This is a genomic window from Paenibacillus pasadenensis DSM 19293 (genome assembly GCF_000422485.1).
Lineage (GTDB): Bacteria > Bacillota > Bacilli > Paenibacillales > Paenibacillaceae > Paenibacillus_O > Paenibacillus_O pasadenensis.
On record NZ_KE383847.1, the window covers coordinates 410908 to 427352 of the forward strand.

15 protein-coding genes are annotated in these 16445 nt (G+C 66.2%); 13 read left to right on the forward strand and 2 right to left on the reverse strand.

Annotated elements, in window-relative coordinates; genetic code table 11:
- The first annotated feature begins 24 nt into the window (after window positions 1–24).
- The 8 genes from H582_RS0112575 (at window position 25) to H582_RS0112615 (ending at window position 8539) form a co-directional block, all read left to right on the forward strand.
- On the forward strand, window positions 25–1641 hold the full coding sequence (locus H582_RS0112575; RefSeq protein WP_028598810.1) for a peptide ABC transporter substrate-binding protein: 1617 nt from the start codon (window positions 25–27) through the stop codon (window positions 1639–1641).
- Window positions 1638–2636: a S66 peptidase family protein gene (locus tag H582_RS27325; protein WP_052333189.1), complete on the forward strand. Its 999-nt coding sequence runs from the start codon at window positions 1638–1640 to the stop codon at window positions 2634–2636. The genes H582_RS0112575 and H582_RS27325 overlap by 4 nt, the downstream gene beginning before the upstream one ends.
- A 50-nt stretch (window positions 2637–2686) precedes the next feature.
- Window positions 2687–3793 carry a dipeptide epimerase gene (locus H582_RS0112585; protein ID WP_028598811.1) on the forward strand — a complete coding sequence of 369 codons (1107 nt, stop codon included), beginning with the start codon at window positions 2687–2689 and terminating at the stop codon, window positions 3791–3793.
- Between the two features lie 250 nt (window positions 3794–4043).
- Window positions 4044–5105, forward strand: a complete 1062-nt coding sequence (locus H582_RS0112590; protein WP_028598812.1) for a C40 family peptidase — start codon at window positions 4044–4046, stop codon at window positions 5103–5105.
- Window positions 5106–5248: 143 nt separating this feature from the next.
- Complete coding sequence (locus H582_RS0112600) at window positions 5249–6289, forward strand: phosphotransferase family protein (protein WP_028598813.1); 1041 nt, start codon at window positions 5249–5251, stop codon at window positions 6287–6289.
- Entirely contained in the window at window positions 6286–7095 is an 810-nt protein-coding gene (locus H582_RS0112605) for an inositol monophosphatase family protein (protein ID WP_028598814.1), read from the forward strand. The genes H582_RS0112600 and H582_RS0112605 overlap by 4 nt, the downstream gene beginning before the upstream one ends.
- Window positions 7096–7236: 141 nt before the next feature.
- Window positions 7237–7656 (forward strand): hypothetical protein, encoded by a 420-nt coding sequence (locus H582_RS0112610; protein ID WP_028598815.1) that lies wholly within the window; start codon window positions 7237–7239, stop codon window positions 7654–7656.
- A 13-nt stretch (window positions 7657–7669) separates the two neighbouring features.
- The gene (locus H582_RS0112615; protein WP_028598816.1) at window positions 7670–8539 is read left to right on the forward strand and encodes an aminoglycoside 6-adenylyltransferase; all 870 of its coding nucleotides are present in this window, start codon (window positions 7670–7672) and stop codon (window positions 8537–8539) included.
- Between the two features lie 166 nt (window positions 8540–8705).
- Here the strand turns inward: H582_RS0112615 and H582_RS0112620 are convergent, their stop codons facing one another.
- Together H582_RS0112620 and H582_RS0112625 are read right to left on the reverse strand one after the other, a co-directional pair.
- The gene (locus tag H582_RS0112620) at window positions 8706–10259 is read right to left on the reverse strand and encodes a DUF4179 domain-containing protein (RefSeq protein ID WP_028598817.1); all 1554 of its coding nucleotides are present in this window, start codon (window positions 10257–10259) and stop codon (window positions 8706–8708) included.
- The gene (locus H582_RS0112625; protein WP_028598818.1) at window positions 10249–10797 is read right to left on the reverse strand and encodes a sigma-70 family RNA polymerase sigma factor; all 549 of its coding nucleotides are present in this window, start codon (window positions 10795–10797) and stop codon (window positions 10249–10251) included. Before H582_RS0112625 ends, H582_RS0112620 begins: the two co-directional genes overlap by 11 nt.
- A gap of 290 nt (window positions 10798–11087) precedes the next feature.
- Between H582_RS0112625 and H582_RS0112630 the strand changes: the two genes are divergently transcribed.
- The 5 genes from H582_RS0112630 to H582_RS0112650 all read left to right on the forward strand — a co-directional run bounded on the left by H582_RS0112630 (window position 11088) and on the right by H582_RS0112650 (window position 16412).
- Window positions 11088–11402, forward strand: coding sequence for a HesB/YadR/YfhF family protein (locus tag H582_RS0112630; protein WP_028598819.1), 315 nt, complete (start codon window positions 11088–11090; stop codon window positions 11400–11402).
- Window positions 11399–12523: an N-acetylmuramoyl-L-alanine amidase family protein gene (locus H582_RS0112635; protein ID WP_043111232.1), complete on the forward strand. Its 1125-nt coding sequence runs from the start codon at window positions 11399–11401 to the stop codon at window positions 12521–12523. Before H582_RS0112630 ends, H582_RS0112635 begins: the two co-directional genes overlap by 4 nt.
- Before the next feature lie 42 nt (window positions 12524–12565).
- Window positions 12566–13894 carry a DNA recombination protein RmuC gene (locus H582_RS0112640; RefSeq protein ID WP_043111233.1) on the forward strand — a complete coding sequence of 443 codons (1329 nt, stop codon included), beginning with the start codon at window positions 12566–12568 and terminating at the stop codon, window positions 13892–13894.
- Between the two features lie 156 nt (window positions 13895–14050).
- Window positions 14051–14611: an SLOG family protein gene (locus H582_RS0112645; protein ID WP_028598822.1), complete on the forward strand. Its 561-nt coding sequence runs from the start codon at window positions 14051–14053 to the stop codon at window positions 14609–14611.
- Between the two features lie 676 nt (window positions 14612–15287).
- Window positions 15288–16412: a hypothetical protein gene (locus H582_RS0112650; protein WP_028598823.1), complete on the forward strand. Its 1125-nt coding sequence runs from the start codon at window positions 15288–15290 to the stop codon at window positions 16410–16412.
- Window positions 16413–16445 lie beyond the last annotated feature (33 nt).

A 16445-nucleotide genomic window follows, 5' to 3' on the forward strand; every position in this document is an offset into this window, starting at 1 on the left:
AAAGGGGAGAGCGATCAAATGAAGATGAAGAAGCTTTCGATGCTGCTGATGAGCGTCATGCTGGCGGGAGGCGTGCTGGCGGCATGCGGCAATGACTCGTCGAACGGAGAGGCCGGAGAAGGAGAGGCGGCAGGCAAGATCCTGCGCTACAACAACGGCAAGGAGCCGACGTCGCTCGATCCGCCGATCGGCTTCGACCAGATCTCCTACGACATCGTCAACAACGCGTTCGAGGGGCTGGCGCGTCTCGGCAAGGACGACAAGCCGGAGCCGGCGATGGCCGCGGAGTGGAAGGTGTCGGACGACGGCCTCGTCTATACGTTCACGCTGCGCGACGGGGTGAAATGGTCGAACGGCGATCCCGTCAAGGCGTCGGACTTCGAGTTCGCCTGGAAGCGGCTGCTCAATCCTGAGACGGCATCCGACGCGGCGTTCCTCGCCTATCCGATCGTCGGCGCGGAGGACTACAACTCCGGCAAAGGCTCCGCCGACGCCGTCGGCATCAAGGCGAAGGACGACAAGACGCTCGAGGTCACGCTGCGCCATCCGGCGGCCTGGCTCGTGCAGATGACGGCCAGCCCGGCGTTTTTCCCCGTGCATCAGGCGACGGTGGAAGGCAACGCCCAGTGGGCGGGCGAAGCGTCGACGATCGTCAGCAACGGTCCGTTCACGATTACGGAGTGGAAGCATGAGGAAGAGCTCAAGATGGTCAAGAACAAGGACTACTGGGATGCCGGCACGGTGAAGCTCGGCGGCGTCACGTACAAGATGGTCAACGATACGAATACGGCCTATCAGCTGTTCACGACCGGCGAGCTCGACACGACCGGCAGCATCCCGGCCGACATGGCCGACCAGCTGTTCGCGGACGGCAAGGTCAAGGTCGAGGAATCCGCCGGCACCGCGTTCTACCGCTTCAACACGACGATGGAGCCGTTCACCAACAAGAGCATCCGCCAGGCGTTCGTCGCCGCGGTCGACCGCCAGCAGCTCGTCGATCTCGTCCTGCGCCAGAAGCATAAGCCGGCTGTCGGCTTCGTCTCGCCGGGTCTCGAGGATGCGGCCGGCGGCGACTTCCGCGACGTCGGCGGCGACCTGATCGGCTTCGACGCGGCCAAGGCCAAGGAGCTGCTCGCGGCGGGCATGAAGGAAGCCGGCTACTCGGCGCTGCCGCCGATCACGCTGACGTACAGCACCAACGACGTGAACCAGAAGGTCGCGCAGGCGCTGCAGGCGATGTTCAAGGACAATCTCGGCGTCGAAGTCAAGCTCGAGAGCAAGGAGAGCAAGGTGATGACGGCCGAGCAGAAGGCGCTGCAGCTGCAGCTGTCCCGCTCCTCGTTCCTGCCGGACTTCGCCGACCCGATCAACTTCCTCGACGGCTTCCAGTCCGACAATCCGTTCAGCCGCACCGGCTGGAAAAACGACAAGTTCGACGAGCTGATCCAGGGCGCGTACGAGCAGGCCGACGAGAAGCAGCGCTACGAGATGATGCACGAGGCGGAGAAGATCCTGATGGACGACGCGCCGATCCTGCCGCTCTACTACTATAACAGCGTCAATCTGGAGAGCGACAAGCTGTCCGGCGTCGTGCGCCATGCGTTCGGCTTCATCGACTTCAAGTGGGCGGAGCTGAAATGATGCTGCGGCCTCCCGCGCTGAAGCCGGGCGACACCGTCGGCATCCCGGCGCTCGCCAGCCCCGGCGATCCGGCGCAGATCGAGGCCGCCTCGCGGCAGCTCGAGCGGCTCGGCCTGCGGGTGCGGCTCGGCCGCACCGTGTCGCTGCGCCGCGGCTATCTCGCCGGCAGCGACGAGGAGCGCGCGGACGAGCTGATGGAGATGTTCGCCGATCCGTCGATCTCCGGCATCGTCTGCGCCCGCGGCGGCTACGGCACGGCGCGCATCGCCGACCGGCTCGACTACGGCGTCATCCGCGCTCATCCCAAGGCGTTCTGGGGCTACAGCGACATCACCTTCCTGCATGCGGCGATCGGCCGGCTCGCCGGACTGGTCACGTTCCACGGGCCGATGATGATCGACCTGCAGGAGCAGCCGGCCGGCAGCGGCGGCTTCGACCATGCGCGGCCGCATCCGGTCACGCTGGAGGCGTACCGGCAGCTGCTCGCTCCGCGGCGGCCGCAGCTCGGCGAGGAGCACGGGCCGCTGCGGCCGATCGTGCCGGGCGAGGCGAGCGGCCCGGTCGTCGGCGGCAACCTGACGCTGATCGTGAGCACGCTCGGCACGCGCTATGAGCTCGACACGCGCGGCCGGCTGCTGCTGCTTGAGGATATCGACGAGGAGCCGTACCGGGTCGACCGCATGCTCATGCAGCTGCGGCAGGCGGGCAAGCTGGACGATGCCGCAGGCATCGTCGTCGGCGACTTCCACAACTGCGGCCCGGCCAAGCGCAAGGCGTCGCTCTCGCTGGACGAGGTGCTGCAGGAGCATCTCGGCGTGGCGGGCAAGCCGGCGCTCGCGGGATTCCGCATCGGCCACGGCTCGCCTCAGCTGGCCGTGCCGCTCGGCGTGGAGGCGCGGCTGAGCACGGCGGAGCGCCGGCTGGACTTTGCGGAGTCGGGCTGGGCAGAGGACGAGGCGGCCAGCGGATCGGCGGCAGACAGCGAGAGAGGCTAGGGCGTGATTGCGTGCAGACACGCCCCCCTAGGCAGAGGAGGACATCCGGCATGAACATAGAGAGCATCAAGGCGATGCGCCAGTCGACCCCGATGGCGAGGCCGTTCCGCACAGCGCTGCGCACCGTGCGCGAGGCGGAGTCGATCATCGTGCGCGTCCGCGACCAGGACGGGCGGATCGGCTGGGGCGAGGCTCCGTCCACCGTCGTCATCACCGGCGACAGCCTGGAGAGCATCCAGGCGGCGATCGAGCATACGCTCGCGCCGCCGCTGATCGGGCAGAGCCTGCTCGGCTACGAGCGGCTGCTGCAGACGGTGCACGGCGCGATGGTCGGCAGTCCGAGCGCCAAGGCCGCGCTCGACATGGCGATCTACGATCTCGTCGCCCAGCACTGCGGCTTGCCGCTGTATCAGTTCCTCGGCGGCTACAAGGACCGGCTGGAGACCGACTTCACGGTCAGCGTCGGCGAGCCGGAGGAGATGGCGCGCGATGCGGAGGCGAGCGTGCGCGGCGGGTTCGACGTGCTCAAGATCAAGGTCGGCAAGGACGCGGCGGAGCTCGACGTGCGGCGGATCGAGGAGATCCGGGCGCGCGTCGGCCCGGACGTGCGCATCCGGCTCGACGCCAACCAGGGCTGGAGCGTCAAGGAGGCGGTGCGCGCCATCCGGCGCATGGAGGATCTCGGGCTGAATCTCGAGCTTGTCGAGCAGCCGGTGCGGGCGCATGACGTAGAAGGGCTGAAGGCCGTCACCGACGCCGTGCAGACGCCGATCATGGCGGACGAGAGCGTCTTTTCGCCGGCGGAGGCGCTGCGCGTGCTGCAGCTGCGGGCGGCCGACCTCATCAACATCAAGCTGATGAAGGCCGGCGGCATCTACAAGGCGCAGCAGATCAACGCGCTCGCCGAGCAGTACGGCGTCGAGTGCATGGTCGGCAGCATGATCGAGTCGCGCGTCGCCGTCACGGCGGCGGCGCATCTGGCGGCGAGCAAGAAGAACATCACGCGCTTCGACTTCGACGCGCCGCTGCTCATCGGCAGCGACATCGTCGACGGCGGCGTGCGCTACGACGGCCGCGTCATGACGTTCCCCGACGCGCCCGGCCTCGGCATCCGCGGCGTGCGCATCCGTCCGGGAGCGGGCGCGGCGGTTTCGTAGGGCGCGGTTTTCAAAAAAGCCAGAGCAAGATTCCAAGGTGAATCTGGCTCTGGTTTTTTACAAGATCCGCGCCGCCTGCATTCTCATGCCGGGAGGTGCATCCTTAAAGGACGACCGGCGAGAGCGGCTTGCTGCTGAAGGTTTTTGCTTTGGCGCAAAGGATCGTAGACCGCCGGCGAAGAAAGTAGAACGAAGCTTATCGGCAAGGCATAGGCATGGCGAATTCAATCCTTGAAGGAGGCATGGCGGCATGGAGCAGGCGAGCGGAAAGGAAGCGCGCGTGGCGGTCAGCGTGGCCGGCGTATGGACGAGCCCGGCGCATGCGCGGGAGCAGGATGCGCCGGCGCTGGCGTCCCCGGCGGATGTGAGGGGCTGGATCGGCAGCATGGACTTCGAGCAGCGGCTTGACCTGTGCGAGGGCAATCGGCTGCAGACGCAGCTGCTGCTCGGCGAGCGGGTGCTCGTCGCGGAGGAAAAGGATGGCTGGGCGCGCATCCACGCGCCCGCCCAGGCGACAGCCAAGGAGCCGGGCGGCTATCCGGGATGGATGCCGCTCGCGCAGCTCGTTTTCGACGGCGCCGCAGGCGAGCCGGAGCGGAGCGGGCCGGCGCCGATCGCGGTCGTGACGGCCGAGAGCGCCTGGCTGCATCGCGGCAGCGCGCCGCTCGGGGCGGCGGCCGACATCGCTCCGTCCGCCCCTGCCGCAAGCGGCGGCGCCGGCGCGGCAGCGGCAGAAGCCGCGGAGCCAGAGGCCGCCTGCGAGCCGCAGCCGTGGATCGAGCTGAGCTTCCTCACGGAGCTGCCGGTCCTCTCGGAGCGGGGAGATTGGGTCGAGGTCGCTTTGCCTCAAGGAGGCGGAGGATGGCTGCGCCGCAGCGACATCCGCCTGCGCGAGCCGCGGGAGACGTCGGCGCTCGTCGGAGAAGGCCGTCATGCCGGCCGCGTCATCGTAGAGCAGGCCAAGCGCTACTTGGGCCTCCCCTATCTCTGGGGCGGCATCTCCTCCTTCGGCTACGACTGCTCCGGGCTCGCTTATGTGATGCACCGCGCCGCCGGCTTCGTCATTCCCCGCGACGCGTCGGACCAGGCGCTCGGCGGGCTGCCGGTGGAGCGGGAGGAGCTGACGCCGGGCGACCTGCTGTTTTTCGCCTACGAGGAGGGCAAGGGCCGCATCCATCACGTCGGCATCTACGCAGGCGGCGGGCGGATGATCCACTCGCCCCGGACGGGCCGCTGCGTCGAGCTCGTCAAGCTCGACGAGAGCTACGAGCTGTACCGCGAGCATTGCGCCAGCCGCCGGTATTGGAAGTAAGCATTCGAGCCCGTTCTCCCGCCTCGTTGCGGGAGAGCGGGCTTTTCCGCTTGTTCAGGCGCTTCTTCATCTTGCCGAATTCCTAGCCGTCCCTCATCATGGAAGGATACGCCAGCACCGACGGGTGCAGGGAAGGAGCCGCCATGACGACCAAAATCATTTTTTCCTCGCCTCGCGTCGGCGAGACGAGCGACGAGCAGCTGCAGCGCATGCTGGACCGCCACGGGCTCGGCCGCCTGCTCGCCTGGAGCCGAACCGGCCAGGGCGCGATGAGCCAGACGCTGCGCATCGAGACGAGTACGAGGGCGTTCATCCTCAAAGGAAACCCGCTCTATCCCGGACAACTGGAGGAGGAGCGCTGGTTCACCGAGCAGCTGGCCTCGCGGACGAGGCTGCCGCTCCCGATTCCTTATATCGTAGACGAACGAACGGATCTGTTCGGCTGGAGCTACGCGATCATGCCGTGCCTGCCCGGCCGGCATCTCGGCGATCTGGCGGACGAGGGAGGCTTCGCCGGAGCGGAAGCGGCCGCCGAGGCGCTGCACGAGATCCACCGCTGGAAGGAGCCGATGTACGGCGAATACGATCCGATTTCACGCAGGATCGTCCCGTTCGAGGGCGGCTACTACGGCTGGCTCTCCGAGCGCATCCTCTACTGGCTGCATGATGCGGCGCGATTCTCCGCCATCGGCGCCGAGGACATGGCATGGACCGAGGAGAGGCTGCGGCAAGCGCAGCCCGATTTCGCCGAGCTCGGCCAAGCGGCCCTGTGCATGGGCGACTTCAAGCCGGGCAACTTCCTGCTGGCGAGCCGTCCGGCCGACGCCAGCCGCCTCGCAGTCAGCGGCCTGTTCGACCTGACGAACGCCTACTTCGGCGATCCGCTGGCCGATCTGGCCAAGCTGCTCGTCTATTACCGCGGGCGCGGCCGGCAGGACCTGGCGGCGTGCTTCCTGCGGGCCTATGCGGAGGGAATGGAGGACGAGCGAGGGCTAGGCAGCCGCCTCGGCGTGCATCTGCTGCATCAGAACGTGCTCGACTGGGGCTGCCTCAAGGCGATGGGAGCCGCCGACTGGCCTGCGGAGCTGACGTTCCGGGCATGGGCGGCCGCGCAGCAGGCGGATCTCGCCGACTGGCTGGCCGCCATCCAGCCGCGATCCGCGGGCAGGAGGGAGACGCCATGACGGAGCATCAGGCGGTGCTGGCCCGGGCCAGGGAGGTGGCCGAGCTCGCCGCGCGCGAGGCGGCGGAGATGGCGCGGGATTATTTCACGCGGGACAAGCAGGTGCAGGACAAGGGCGACAGCGGCGATCTCGTCACCGTCGCCGATACGCTGGCCGAGGAGATCATCCTGGCGCATATCCGCGCGGCATTCCCGGACCATGAGATCCGCAGCGAGGAGACAGGCTGGCACGGAGCGCCGGGCGACTGGCTGTGGCTCGTCGATCCGCTCGACGGGACGAACAACTACGCGATCGGCTTGCCGGTATACGGCGTCTCGATCACGCTGCTTTACCGGCGCGAGCCGCTGCTCGGCGTCATTTGCGACTCCCATCTGGATCGGCTGTATGTGGCGGAGCAGGGAAAAGGAGCCTTCGTCGACGGAGCTCCGCTCTCTATCCGCCGCTGTCCTTCCGTGCCGCGCATGACCGTCGGCTGGATCCAGGGACATGCCGTCGGCAAGGACGGGCGGGTGCTTGCGCTCAAAGCCCGGCTCGAGGGCAGCTTCAAGCGCGTCCTGCGCCTGTGGGCGCCAGCGCTGCAGTGGTGCATGCTCGCGCGCGGCGATTTGGACGCGATGGTGCTGTACAATTCGGAGGGCGACGATCTGTACGCCGGACTGCTGCTCGCCCGCGAGGCGGGAGCGGCGGTCGTCGATTTCGACGGCGAGCCTTTCGAGGGGATGAGCGCGGAGCCGTATCTGATCGCCGCCCATCCCGATCATCTGCCGGAGCTGATCGCGCTCGTGCGGGACGGCTTGAAGGTGTGAGGCATGGCAGGCGAGCGGACGTGCGCGCAGGACCCTGTTTAGACCTTTTTAACGGGGGTCGGCGATTCTTCTACCCTCTTTTTACCTCTCTATGGATTACGCTAAGGACATCGAAGAGTCGAGCAGAGAGGATCGGGAACGATGGGAGAAGAAGCGCTGAACGGGATGAGGCTGTACGTCGTCGATCGGGTGGAAAAAGGCTCATCATGCCGATGCGCCGTGCTGCAGCTCAGCTGCGGCGCCTGCAGCGGCTGGAGCGAGGCGGAGGTAGCCCGGTGCGGGCAGCCGTTCGATCTCGTGCGCTGGGCGTGCTGCCTGCAGCCGCTGCGGCGGATGACGCCGGAGCAGGCCATGCGCGCGGTGCAGGAGCGCGGGAGCGGCTGGGGAGAGCCGCGCCGCAGGCTCGTGCTGGGCGCGCTGCTCGAGCTGAGGGAGCGGTTGACGCGGCAGGAGCGGCTGAAGGAGCCGCCGGTCTGGACCGGCGAAGGCCGTTTCGGGGCAGTTGAAAGAGACGAGCGGGCGATGCTCGAGCGGGCCGCTTCCTATTACGAGATTTTATGAAGGAGGAGCTGGAATGCGGAGCGAGACGGACATGATGGAGCTTTTTCTGGCGACGGCTCGGGAGGACGAGCGGATTCGAGCTGTCACGCTGGAAGGCTCGCGCACCGATCCGAACGCCGCGCCGGATCTGTTTCAAGACTATGATATTTCCTATCTCGTCTCGGATATGGATTCGTTCCAAGCCGATCCGGACTGGATCGACCGCTTCGGCTCGCGGCTGTGGCTTCAAACGCCGGAGGCGATGGAGCTGTTCCCGGCCGAGCTGGGGCGCCGCTTCTCGTACCTGATCCTGTTCGAGGACGGCAACAAGCTCGACCTGACGCTCATTCCGATGGAAGAGGCGTCAGCCTACGCGGCGGAGGACAAGCTGCTGAAGGTGCTGCTGGACAAGGACGGCCTGCTGCCGGAGGTGCCGCCTTCGACGGATGAGGACTACCGGGTCAGCGCTCCGAGCGAGGCTTATTTCCATGATTGCCGCAATGAGTTCTGGATGGTCTCGACCTACGTCGCCAAAGGACTGTGGAGGCGGGAGATCCTGTATGCAATGGATCATCTGAACGGCATCCTGCGGCCGATGCTGCTGCAGATGCTGGAGTGGCAGGCCGGCTATCGGACGGGGTTCTCCGTCAGCGTCGGCAAGAACCGCAAGCGGATCCGGCGGTGGCTGGAGGAGGACGAGTGGGAAGGGCTGATGCAGACATTTCCTGGGGGCAGCGAAGAGGAAGTCTGGGAAGCGCTGTTCGCGGCCGTCCGCCTGTTCCGGCGCTCGGGAGAACAAGTGGCCGCCCGTCTCGGCTGCCGCTATCCGGCAGAGGAGGACGAGCGCATGGCCGCTTATTTGCGGCGGGTGCAGTCTCTTCCCGCGGATGCAGGGCGGTTTTGACGCAATGGGTCGACGGCTTCAATAGCCGGGGCGAATCGAGGGGCGAAAAAGGGCTTGGATGCGCTCGGAAATTTCCCCCGCCAAGAGCAGCGCAAAAGACCCGCCGGACATCGATCCGGCGGGTTTCTCGCTTCCAGCATGCTCGCTTTTTTCGGCTGTCGACCGATCAGTCCGGCAGCATCTCGACCTCGATCGGTCGCAGCGCGTAGCCCGGATAGCTGGTCACGTCGAAGGTGAGCGGCTGCGGAAGCTTCTCCTCGGGAAGCTCCACGAAGATCGTCTGTCCTTCGGTAGAGGAGGTCCAGCCGATGGAGTTTTCCGAATGAACCGTCTGCCGCTGCCGCCCCATTCCGTCTGTAAATGAAGCCGAGACCAAGTCATATCCATACTTGCTCTCCCGCTCGTCGAGTCCGCTCAGGCGGAAAGCGAGCAGGTTGGAAAGCTCCACTTGTCCTCGCTGAATGGTCGTATCCGGAGAAACCAGCGAAACCCGATCATCCGGCGCCTCCAGCACGATCCGCCGTTCCGCGTCGACGACGATTTGCTGCCCCTTGGCGAACATGACGAAGCCGTCGGCGCGCAGCGTCAGCCGCTTCGGCTTCTGGAAGTAGCCGTTCTGGAAAAGCATGACCGGCTCGTCGCCGAGAAAGCCCATCGTGCTGCGCCACTCGCGGCCGGCCTCGTCCGTCAATCTGAGGTTGAGCAGATCGCGGATCTCCATCGTATTCGCGGGATCCTTGCGCAGCTTCAGTTCGAGCTGCAGCGGCGTCTGGCGGGCTGAGACGACGGTCAGCTTCTGGCCTTCGATCTCGAGCGTCCGGTTCAGAGGAAACTCGCGAACGAGCCCGGCTGACTTGTTAAGATCGATGTCGAGCGGCACCTCCAGCATGACTCCGGCTTGATTGACACGCAGCAAGACCTGCTCCGGGAGGCGCTCGCCCGGACTCATCTGCACGTCGATCATGTCCGGCTTGCTGTCTTCCGAGCCCTCCAATTCGGAAGATGGCGGCGTATAGCCCGATGAATACCCGGCAGACAGAACCTGGCCTTGCCCGTCCAGCATGCTCAGACGAAGAGGGACGGATTCGAACTCTTGCAAGTTCGTCCGGTAAAAAACGACCAGCCGCCGCTCGTCGGCGACGAGCGCCTCGACGGTCAGCCATTTGCCGTCCTTTTCCGCGGTGCGGCCGACAATCTGCAGCAGATCGCGATCGATCGAGCTGAGCAGGGCGGGATTCTCCCCGATCAGCCGCAGGAAGCCGGAAAGGCTAGGCACGCTGCGCAGCGCATCGGCGAACGCCGGACTGACCTTAGCCGCGCCGGCCGTCAGCGCCAGCAGCGAAATGAGCGCGGCAGCCAAGCCTAGGCCGAGCCTGCGTCTCCGCCTCGGCCGCGAGCGGCGCTTGCCGCGCTCCAGCCCAGCCCGGATCGCCGCCCGCAGCCGCTCGTCCGCCGCGAGCTCCGCGAGCTCCGCATCGCTCAACCGCCCGTCTGCCACGAGCTCCAACGGCTCGGCTTCGCTCAACCGCGCATCCGCCGCTCGTTCCGCATGCTCGGCTTCGCTCAACCGCGCGTCGGTCGCGAGCTCCGATGGCTCCGCTTCAGTCGTCCGCCCGCTCTCCCGCCCGCCGGCGGACGAGGCTCCCGCCTCCGCAGGCTCATGCCCGTCCGCCGGGCCTTCTTCCCCTTTGCGTCCAGGAACCTTACGTTCATCCTCCATGCTTGCCCTCCTCTCCTTTCCGCAGCTGTCCGCGCATCTGGCCGAGCGCCTTGTGCAGCCACGTCTTTACCGTGCCCGGCGGCTTCTCCAGCGCGCGGGCGATCTCGGTCAGCGTCATGTCCCGGTGGTACTTCATGCGTACGACATCCCGATACGGCGGCTCCAGCGAATCGACCACCGCCGCCAGATCGAGCCGCAGGTCGGCTTCTCCTGCTTCATCGGCGAGGGGGTCAGCCTCCCGGCCTCGCCGTTCCAGCAGCTCCGCCGCCTCCGCGCTGGGCGGCTGCCTGCGGCTGCGCTTCAGCTCGTCGGCGCAGACGCGCAGCAGGATGCGCACGAGCCAGGTGCCCATATAGTCCGGCTGGCGCAGCTCGCGGCGCTTGAGCCAGGCCCGGCATGCCGTTTCCTGCACGGCCTCGAGCACGTCGTGCTCGCCGGACAGGCAGGCCGAGGCGATGCGCCGCAGCCGATGCCGCTCGGCATCCATCAGCTCGAGGAACGCTTCCTCGTCGCCGGCGGCCGCCCGTCTCGCCAGCATCCTCTTCGGTTCAGGCTCTAGTGGAATCATAAGCGCTCCTTATCCGGGCTTCCCCGTTCGACGGCCCCTTGGCCGTCTGGCCGGGGCTCCTGATCATTAGACCTGCGAGAGGGGCGAACGGTTTTCCTCCCCGCGCATTTCGATGAGAGTTTATTCATGGAACGCCCTTTCGGCTGGCTCTAGCAAGTCCGCCTTTGTTATACTATCATCGAATCTAGCAAATACTAGTAGAGTGAAAGCCGGGCAAACGGGAAGCAAGTCCCCGCGCGGTAAGGAAGGAGCACGGGAGCATGAAGCTGGTCGTAGAGCCGGAAGCGGCTCGCTGGTATAAGCGGGAGCTGGGCCTGGAGGATGGAGAGCAGCTGCGCGTCTTCGTGCGGCTCGGAGGCTGCGGCAGCGTGCAGCCGGGACTGTCGCTCGGCATCATGAAGGACGAGTCGCGATCCCCGGGCTTGCGGGAGGAGCAGGAAGGACTGGTCTTTTTCATGGAGGAGGACCAGCTGTGGTATCTCGACGCCAAGGAGCTTCATCTCGTCTACGACGAGGCGGAGCGGGAAGCGGTCATCGAGGTGCGGGACGGTCCGTTGAAAGGGGGAGCCGAATGATTCGCAGGCTGACGATGCTGCTGATCGCGCTTCTGCTGGCGCTTCCGGCCTGGACGGCCGGCGAGGCGACGGCGGCGGGCGCGAGCTACAAGGTCGGCACCAAGTCGCTCGCCGTGCGCGAGGACGCCGACAGCGGCTCCGCCGTGAAGGGATACTTGAAGCAGGGCACGGTCGTACAAGTGACCGAGGAGAAATACGGCTGGGCGAAGCTGAGCGGCGGCGGGCTGAAGGGCTGGGCGGCCGCGCACTTCCTGGTGGCGTCGTCCGGCCCCGCCAGCGCTTCCGGCTCCGGCTCGTCTGTGACGACGGCTTCCGCCGCCAAGGACAGCGGCTGGAAGTCCGTCGCCGGCAGCGGCGTGCGGCTGCGCAGCGGACCGGGAACCGGCTACGATGTAGTCGGCAGCGTGACGACCGGCGACCGCGTCAAGATTGTCAAGCAAGAAGGCAGCTGGAGCCGCATCACGACCGAGAGCGGCCAGACGGCATGGATGAGCAGCCAGTACATCGGGGGGAGCGTGGCCGTCAGCTCCGGCGGCGGGCTCGGTCCGGCGACGGGCTCTTCCCGCGGCAGCCTGCAGGGCAAGCTGATCGCCGTCGATCCGGGCCACGGAGGCAACGACCCCGGCATGATCGGCACGACCCATGGCACCGAGGAGAAGGATCTGACGCTGAGCACGTCCAAGCTGCTGGCGGAGGAGCTGCGCTCGCTCGGCGCGCGCGTCGTCATGACGCGCACCAAGGACGGCGAGAAGCCGGCGCTGCCGGAACGGGTGAAGACCGCCGCCGACGCGGAGGCGGACGCATTCGTGAGCGTGCACTACAATTCCGCCAAAAACCAGGCGTCGGGAACGCTGGTCTTCTATTATTCCAAAAGCAAGGACGCCCCGCTCGCGCATGCGGTGGAGGGGCGGCTGCAAGGACTGAGCCTGCGCAGCAACGGCATCGCCTTCGGCGACTACCATGTGCTGCGGGAGAACCGGCTGCCGTCCGTCCTCGTCGAGCTCGGCTTCCTCAGCAACGCCAAGGATGAGAAGGAAGCCCGCACGGCGTCTTATCAAAAAGCCGCGGCCAAGGCGATCGCCGAGGGGCTTCAGGATTATTTCGCCCGCAAGTCCAGCTGAGCGCCTTCCGGCGCGGCTGACAAAAGAAGGTAGGTCGGACCGATGGATACGAATACGTTCCTCATCATGGGGCTGCAGCTGCTCGTGCTGGCCGGCGTCGGCTTGCTGCTGCTCCGGCGTCCCGGCAGCGGCAGGGGCGGACAGGATGCCCTGATCCGCGAGCTGCGCGCGGAGCTGGAGCGGCTGCGGGCGGATCTGCGCCGGGAGAGCTCGGAGCAGGCCGCGCAGGCGCGCCAGGAGGCTTCCGCCTCGGCGCGGCAGAGCCGAGAGGAGCTGGCGGCGGCGCTGAACGCGACGAACCGCATGCTCATGGCCAACATGAACGACATGGCCCAGCAGCAGAAGCATTTGCTGGATCATTTTTCCGAGCGGCTCTCGGAGCTGACCCGGGTGAGCGAGACCAAGCTGGAGCTTGTGCGCGGCACGGTGGAGGAGAAGCTGCGCCTGCTGCAGGAGGACAACGGACGCAGGCTCGAGCAGATGCGCGCGACCGTGGACGAGAAGCTGCATGCGACGCTGGAGCAGCGGCTCGGCGAGTCGTTCAAGCTCGTCAGCGACCGGCTGGAGCTCGTGCATCAGGGGCTCGGCGAGATGAAGAATCTGGCGAGCGGCGTCGGCGACCTGCGCAAGGTGCTGACGAACGTCAAGACGCGCGGCACGCTCGGCGAGATCCAGCTTGGCAACCTGCTGGAGCAGACGCTGACCGTCGAGCAGTACGAGCGCAACGCCGCCACGCGGCGCGGCAGCAGCGAGCGCGTCGAATTCGCGGTGCGCATCCCGGACAAGCACAACCCCAAGCAGTGGCTGTACTTGCCGATCGACTCCAAGTTCCCGATCGAGGACTATCAGCGGCTGCTCGACGCGCTTGACGCCGACGACCATGCGGCCGCGGCCGAGTGCTCGAGGCTGCTGGACGCCCGCATCAAGGCCGAAGCCAAGAGCATCCAGGCCAAGTACCTCGATCCGCCGAATACGACCGACTTCGGCATCATGTTCCTGCCGGTGGAGGGCTTGTTCGCGGAGGTGCTGCGGCGGCCGGGCTTGTGGGAATACGTGCAGCGGGAGCACCGGGTCGTCATCGCCGGTCCGACGACGCTCACGGCGCTGCTCAACAGCCTGCAGATGGGCTTCCAGACGCTGGCGATCCAGCAGCGCTCGAGCGAGGTATGGCAGGTGCTCGGCGCGGTGAAGACGGAGTTCGGCAAGTTCGGCGATCTGCTCGACAAGACGCAGAAGAAGCTGCAGGAGGCGAGCAACTCGATCGACGCCGCCTCGGTGCGCTCGCGCGCGATCGAGCGCAAGCTGCGCAAGGTGCAGGAGCTGCCGGCCGGCGAGACGCCGGATCTGCTGCTCGAGGCCGCCGGCGATTAGCCGCTGCAGGGCTTGGAGGCGGACTTCGGTCCGCCGAGGATCAGCAGGCGGCAAGAAATCAATTGAAGGCCCGGGCAGGCAGGCGATCAGCAGGCGGCAGGCAATCCATGAAGGCCCGGGCAGGCCGGGATGAAGGAGGCGCTGCGCATGGGCGGCATCGTGAATCTGCTCGCGACCGGGTACCGGGCGCATGAGCTGAATATTTTCAACCAGAAGCATGAGGCGATTCCGTACATCAAGGCGGCGGCGACGAGCCGGCTCGTGCCGCTGCTGGAGGACGGCCTGGAGTGGCTGCTGTCCCCGGGCGGCTACGGCTTCGACCTGTGGGCGGTGGAGGCGGCGCTGGAGCTGAAGCGGGACTATCCGCAGCTCAAGGTGTCGATCCTGACCGCGTACGCGAACGTCGACGAGAAGTGGAAGGACGACCGCAAGCTGTACTACGAGGAGCTGCTGCGCCAGGTGGACCATCATGCCAGCGTCAGCAAGCAGCCGTACGAAGGCGTCTGGCAGCTGACCGCCCGTGACAGCTTGCTCGTGCGCAAGAGCGACGCCATGCTGCTCTTTTACGACGAGGAGATGGGCGAGGGCAGCCCGCGCTACTTCAAGGAGCGCGCGCTGAAGCGTCAGGAGACGGGCGACGATTACCCGCTGCTCACGATTTCGGCGGAGACGGTGCAAAGCATCGCCGACGACGCTCGGAGCGCGGCGTTCGAGTAGAGGTCGCGCTGACTCTATGATTCCAAGGCAGATTTGTGCCTTGGATGTTTGATTTCGGGCCGAATCTGGTGGATCCAAGGCAAATTTGTGCCTTGGATGTTGAATTTCGGGCCGAATCTGGTGGATCCAAGGCAGAATTGTGCCTTGGATGTTTGATTTCGGGCTGAATCTATGAATCCAAGGCAGTTTTGTGCCTTGGATGTTTGAATTTCGGGCCGAATCTACGGATCCAAGGCAGTTTTGTGCCTTGGATGTTTAATTTCGGGCCGAATCTATGAATCCAAGGCAGTTTTGTGCCTTGGATTATGAATTTCGGGCCGAATCTATGGATCCAAGGCAGATTTGTGCCTTGGATGTTTGGTTTCGGGCCGAATCTATGGATCCAAGGCAGATTTGTGCCTTGGATGTTTGGTTTCGGGCCGAATTTATGGATCCAAGGCAGATTTGTGCCTTGGATGTTTGATTTCGGGCCGAATCTACGAATCCAAGGCAGAATTGTGCCTTGGATGTTTGATTTCGGGCCGAATCTGGTGGATCCAAGGCAGATTTGTGCCTTGGAATGTTTGCGTCCCCAAAACGTCTCGCGAGGCGCAGCGCTCGTCGTCCTTCACCTTGCCCAAGCCGATCGGCATAAAGTAGGGCAGAATCCACTTCAACCGGGGCAGGTGGGAGAGGCGTGCAGAGCGACATCGAAACGGACGGACAGCCGGCGGACGGCTGGCATCATTCCACGAGCATGGAGCGTTCGCTATTAGGCCGTCTCGTGAACCGCAGGAACAAGGTCAAGGCCGAAAAGCCGCCCAAATACATTCCCAAGCAGCTGGTCGGCGCCGAGGCGCTCAGCCCGGTGTCGCTGCAGCTCAGCTTCAGCAAGCCGCTCGCGCCGGAGGAGCTGGAGGCAGCTCCGGCTTACCTCAAGCTCAGCGGCGGCTTGCAGGTGACGGGATGCCCGCGCCTGAAAAACGGCTCCCGCGCTTCCTACATCGTGCCGACGAGCCTTCAGCAGCCGGGCAAGCGCTACGCCTGCGCGTTCCGGGGCGGCGACAAGCTCGGCTTCCGCGCCGGCGTCGACCGGATCTTTTTCCGCCGCGCCGTGGCCTGCGCCTACGATACGGTCGAGCTCGCGGCATCGCTCGGCGATGCGGTGGTAGACGTGGGCAGGGTGACGGAGGCGGTACGGCCGGAGTTTGCCGGGAGCGGCTTCGAGCTCAGCGCCGACAATGTGTTCGAAGGCCGATACTATCAAATCGTGCCGCCGCTCGACGGGCTGACCGTGCAGATCTCGCCCGAGCGCGGCCAGACGCTCGAAGCGACGTATATCCCGGGCACGCAGCTCGCGTCCGCCCGCCAAGCGCCGCGCTTCCGGCTGCCTGCCGGCTTCGCGTTCACCTCTGGCCAGCGGTATGCAGTCAGCGCGGAGTGGGCGCGGATCGGCCAGGACGAATTTACCGCCCCGGCCTATCGGCTGCCCGCGCCGCCGCACTCCGCGTCGCCGCACTCCGCGCCGCCGCACTCCGCGTCGCCGCACTCCGCGTCGCCGCACTCCGCGTCGCCGCACTCCGCGTCGCCGCACTCCGCGCCACCGCACTCCGCGCCGCCGCACTCCGCGTCGCCGCACTCCGCGTCGCCGCACTCCGCGTCGCCGCACTCCGCGTCGCCGCACTCCGCGTCGCCGCACTCCGCGCCGCCACATTCCGCGCCCATGCTGCCATCGCCAAAACTTCCTGCGCCTGCGCCGGAGCGGCTGCGGCCGCTGGCCGCGCTGCCGGCTCCCTCGCCAGCCAGGCGGAGCTCGAATTAGTCCGCTTCGACGGCAGCGACCGGGTATTACTTC

What these genes read in the sequence shown, in the direction of transcription:
- H582_RS0112635 (WP_043111232.1), top strand. Translation starts at nt 11,399, where the DNA reads ATGATTCGCAGGCTGACGATGCTGCTGATCGCGCTTCTGCTGGCGCTT.
- H582_RS0112615 (WP_028598816.1), top strand. Translation starts at nt 7,670, where the DNA reads ATGCGGAGCGAGACGGACATGATGGAGCTTTTTCTGGCGACGGCTCGG.
- H582_RS0112625 (WP_028598818.1), bottom strand. Translation starts at nt 10,797, where the DNA reads ATGCTGGCGAGACGGGCGGCCGCCGGCGACGAGGAAGCGTTCCTCGAG.
- H582_RS0112620 (WP_028598817.1), bottom strand. Translation starts at nt 10,259, where the DNA reads ATGGAGGATGAACGTAAGGTTCCTGGACGCAAAGGGGAAGAAGGCCCG.
- H582_RS0112575 (WP_028598810.1), top strand. Translation starts at nt 25, where the DNA reads ATGAAGAAGCTTTCGATGCTGCTGATGAGCGTCATGCTGGCGGGAGGC.
- H582_RS0112585 (WP_028598811.1), top strand. Translation starts at nt 2,687, where the DNA reads ATGAACATAGAGAGCATCAAGGCGATGCGCCAGTCGACCCCGATGGCG.
- H582_RS0112640 (WP_043111233.1), top strand. Translation starts at nt 12,566, where the DNA reads ATGGATACGAATACGTTCCTCATCATGGGGCTGCAGCTGCTCGTGCTG.
- H582_RS0112605 (WP_028598814.1), top strand. Translation starts at nt 6,286, where the DNA reads ATGACGGAGCATCAGGCGGTGCTGGCCCGGGCCAGGGAGGTGGCCGAG.
- H582_RS0112630 (WP_028598819.1), top strand. Translation starts at nt 11,088, where the DNA reads ATGAAGCTGGTCGTAGAGCCGGAAGCGGCTCGCTGGTATAAGCGGGAG.
- H582_RS0112600 (WP_028598813.1), top strand. Translation starts at nt 5,249, where the DNA reads ATGACGACCAAAATCATTTTTTCCTCGCCTCGCGTCGGCGAGACGAGC.
- H582_RS0112590 (WP_028598812.1), top strand. Translation starts at nt 4,044, where the DNA reads ATGGAGCAGGCGAGCGGAAAGGAAGCGCGCGTGGCGGTCAGCGTGGCC.
- H582_RS0112610 (WP_028598815.1), top strand. Translation starts at nt 7,237, where the DNA reads ATGGGAGAAGAAGCGCTGAACGGGATGAGGCTGTACGTCGTCGATCGG.
- H582_RS27325 (WP_052333189.1), top strand. Translation starts at nt 1,638, where the DNA reads ATGATGCTGCGGCCTCCCGCGCTGAAGCCGGGCGACACCGTCGGCATC.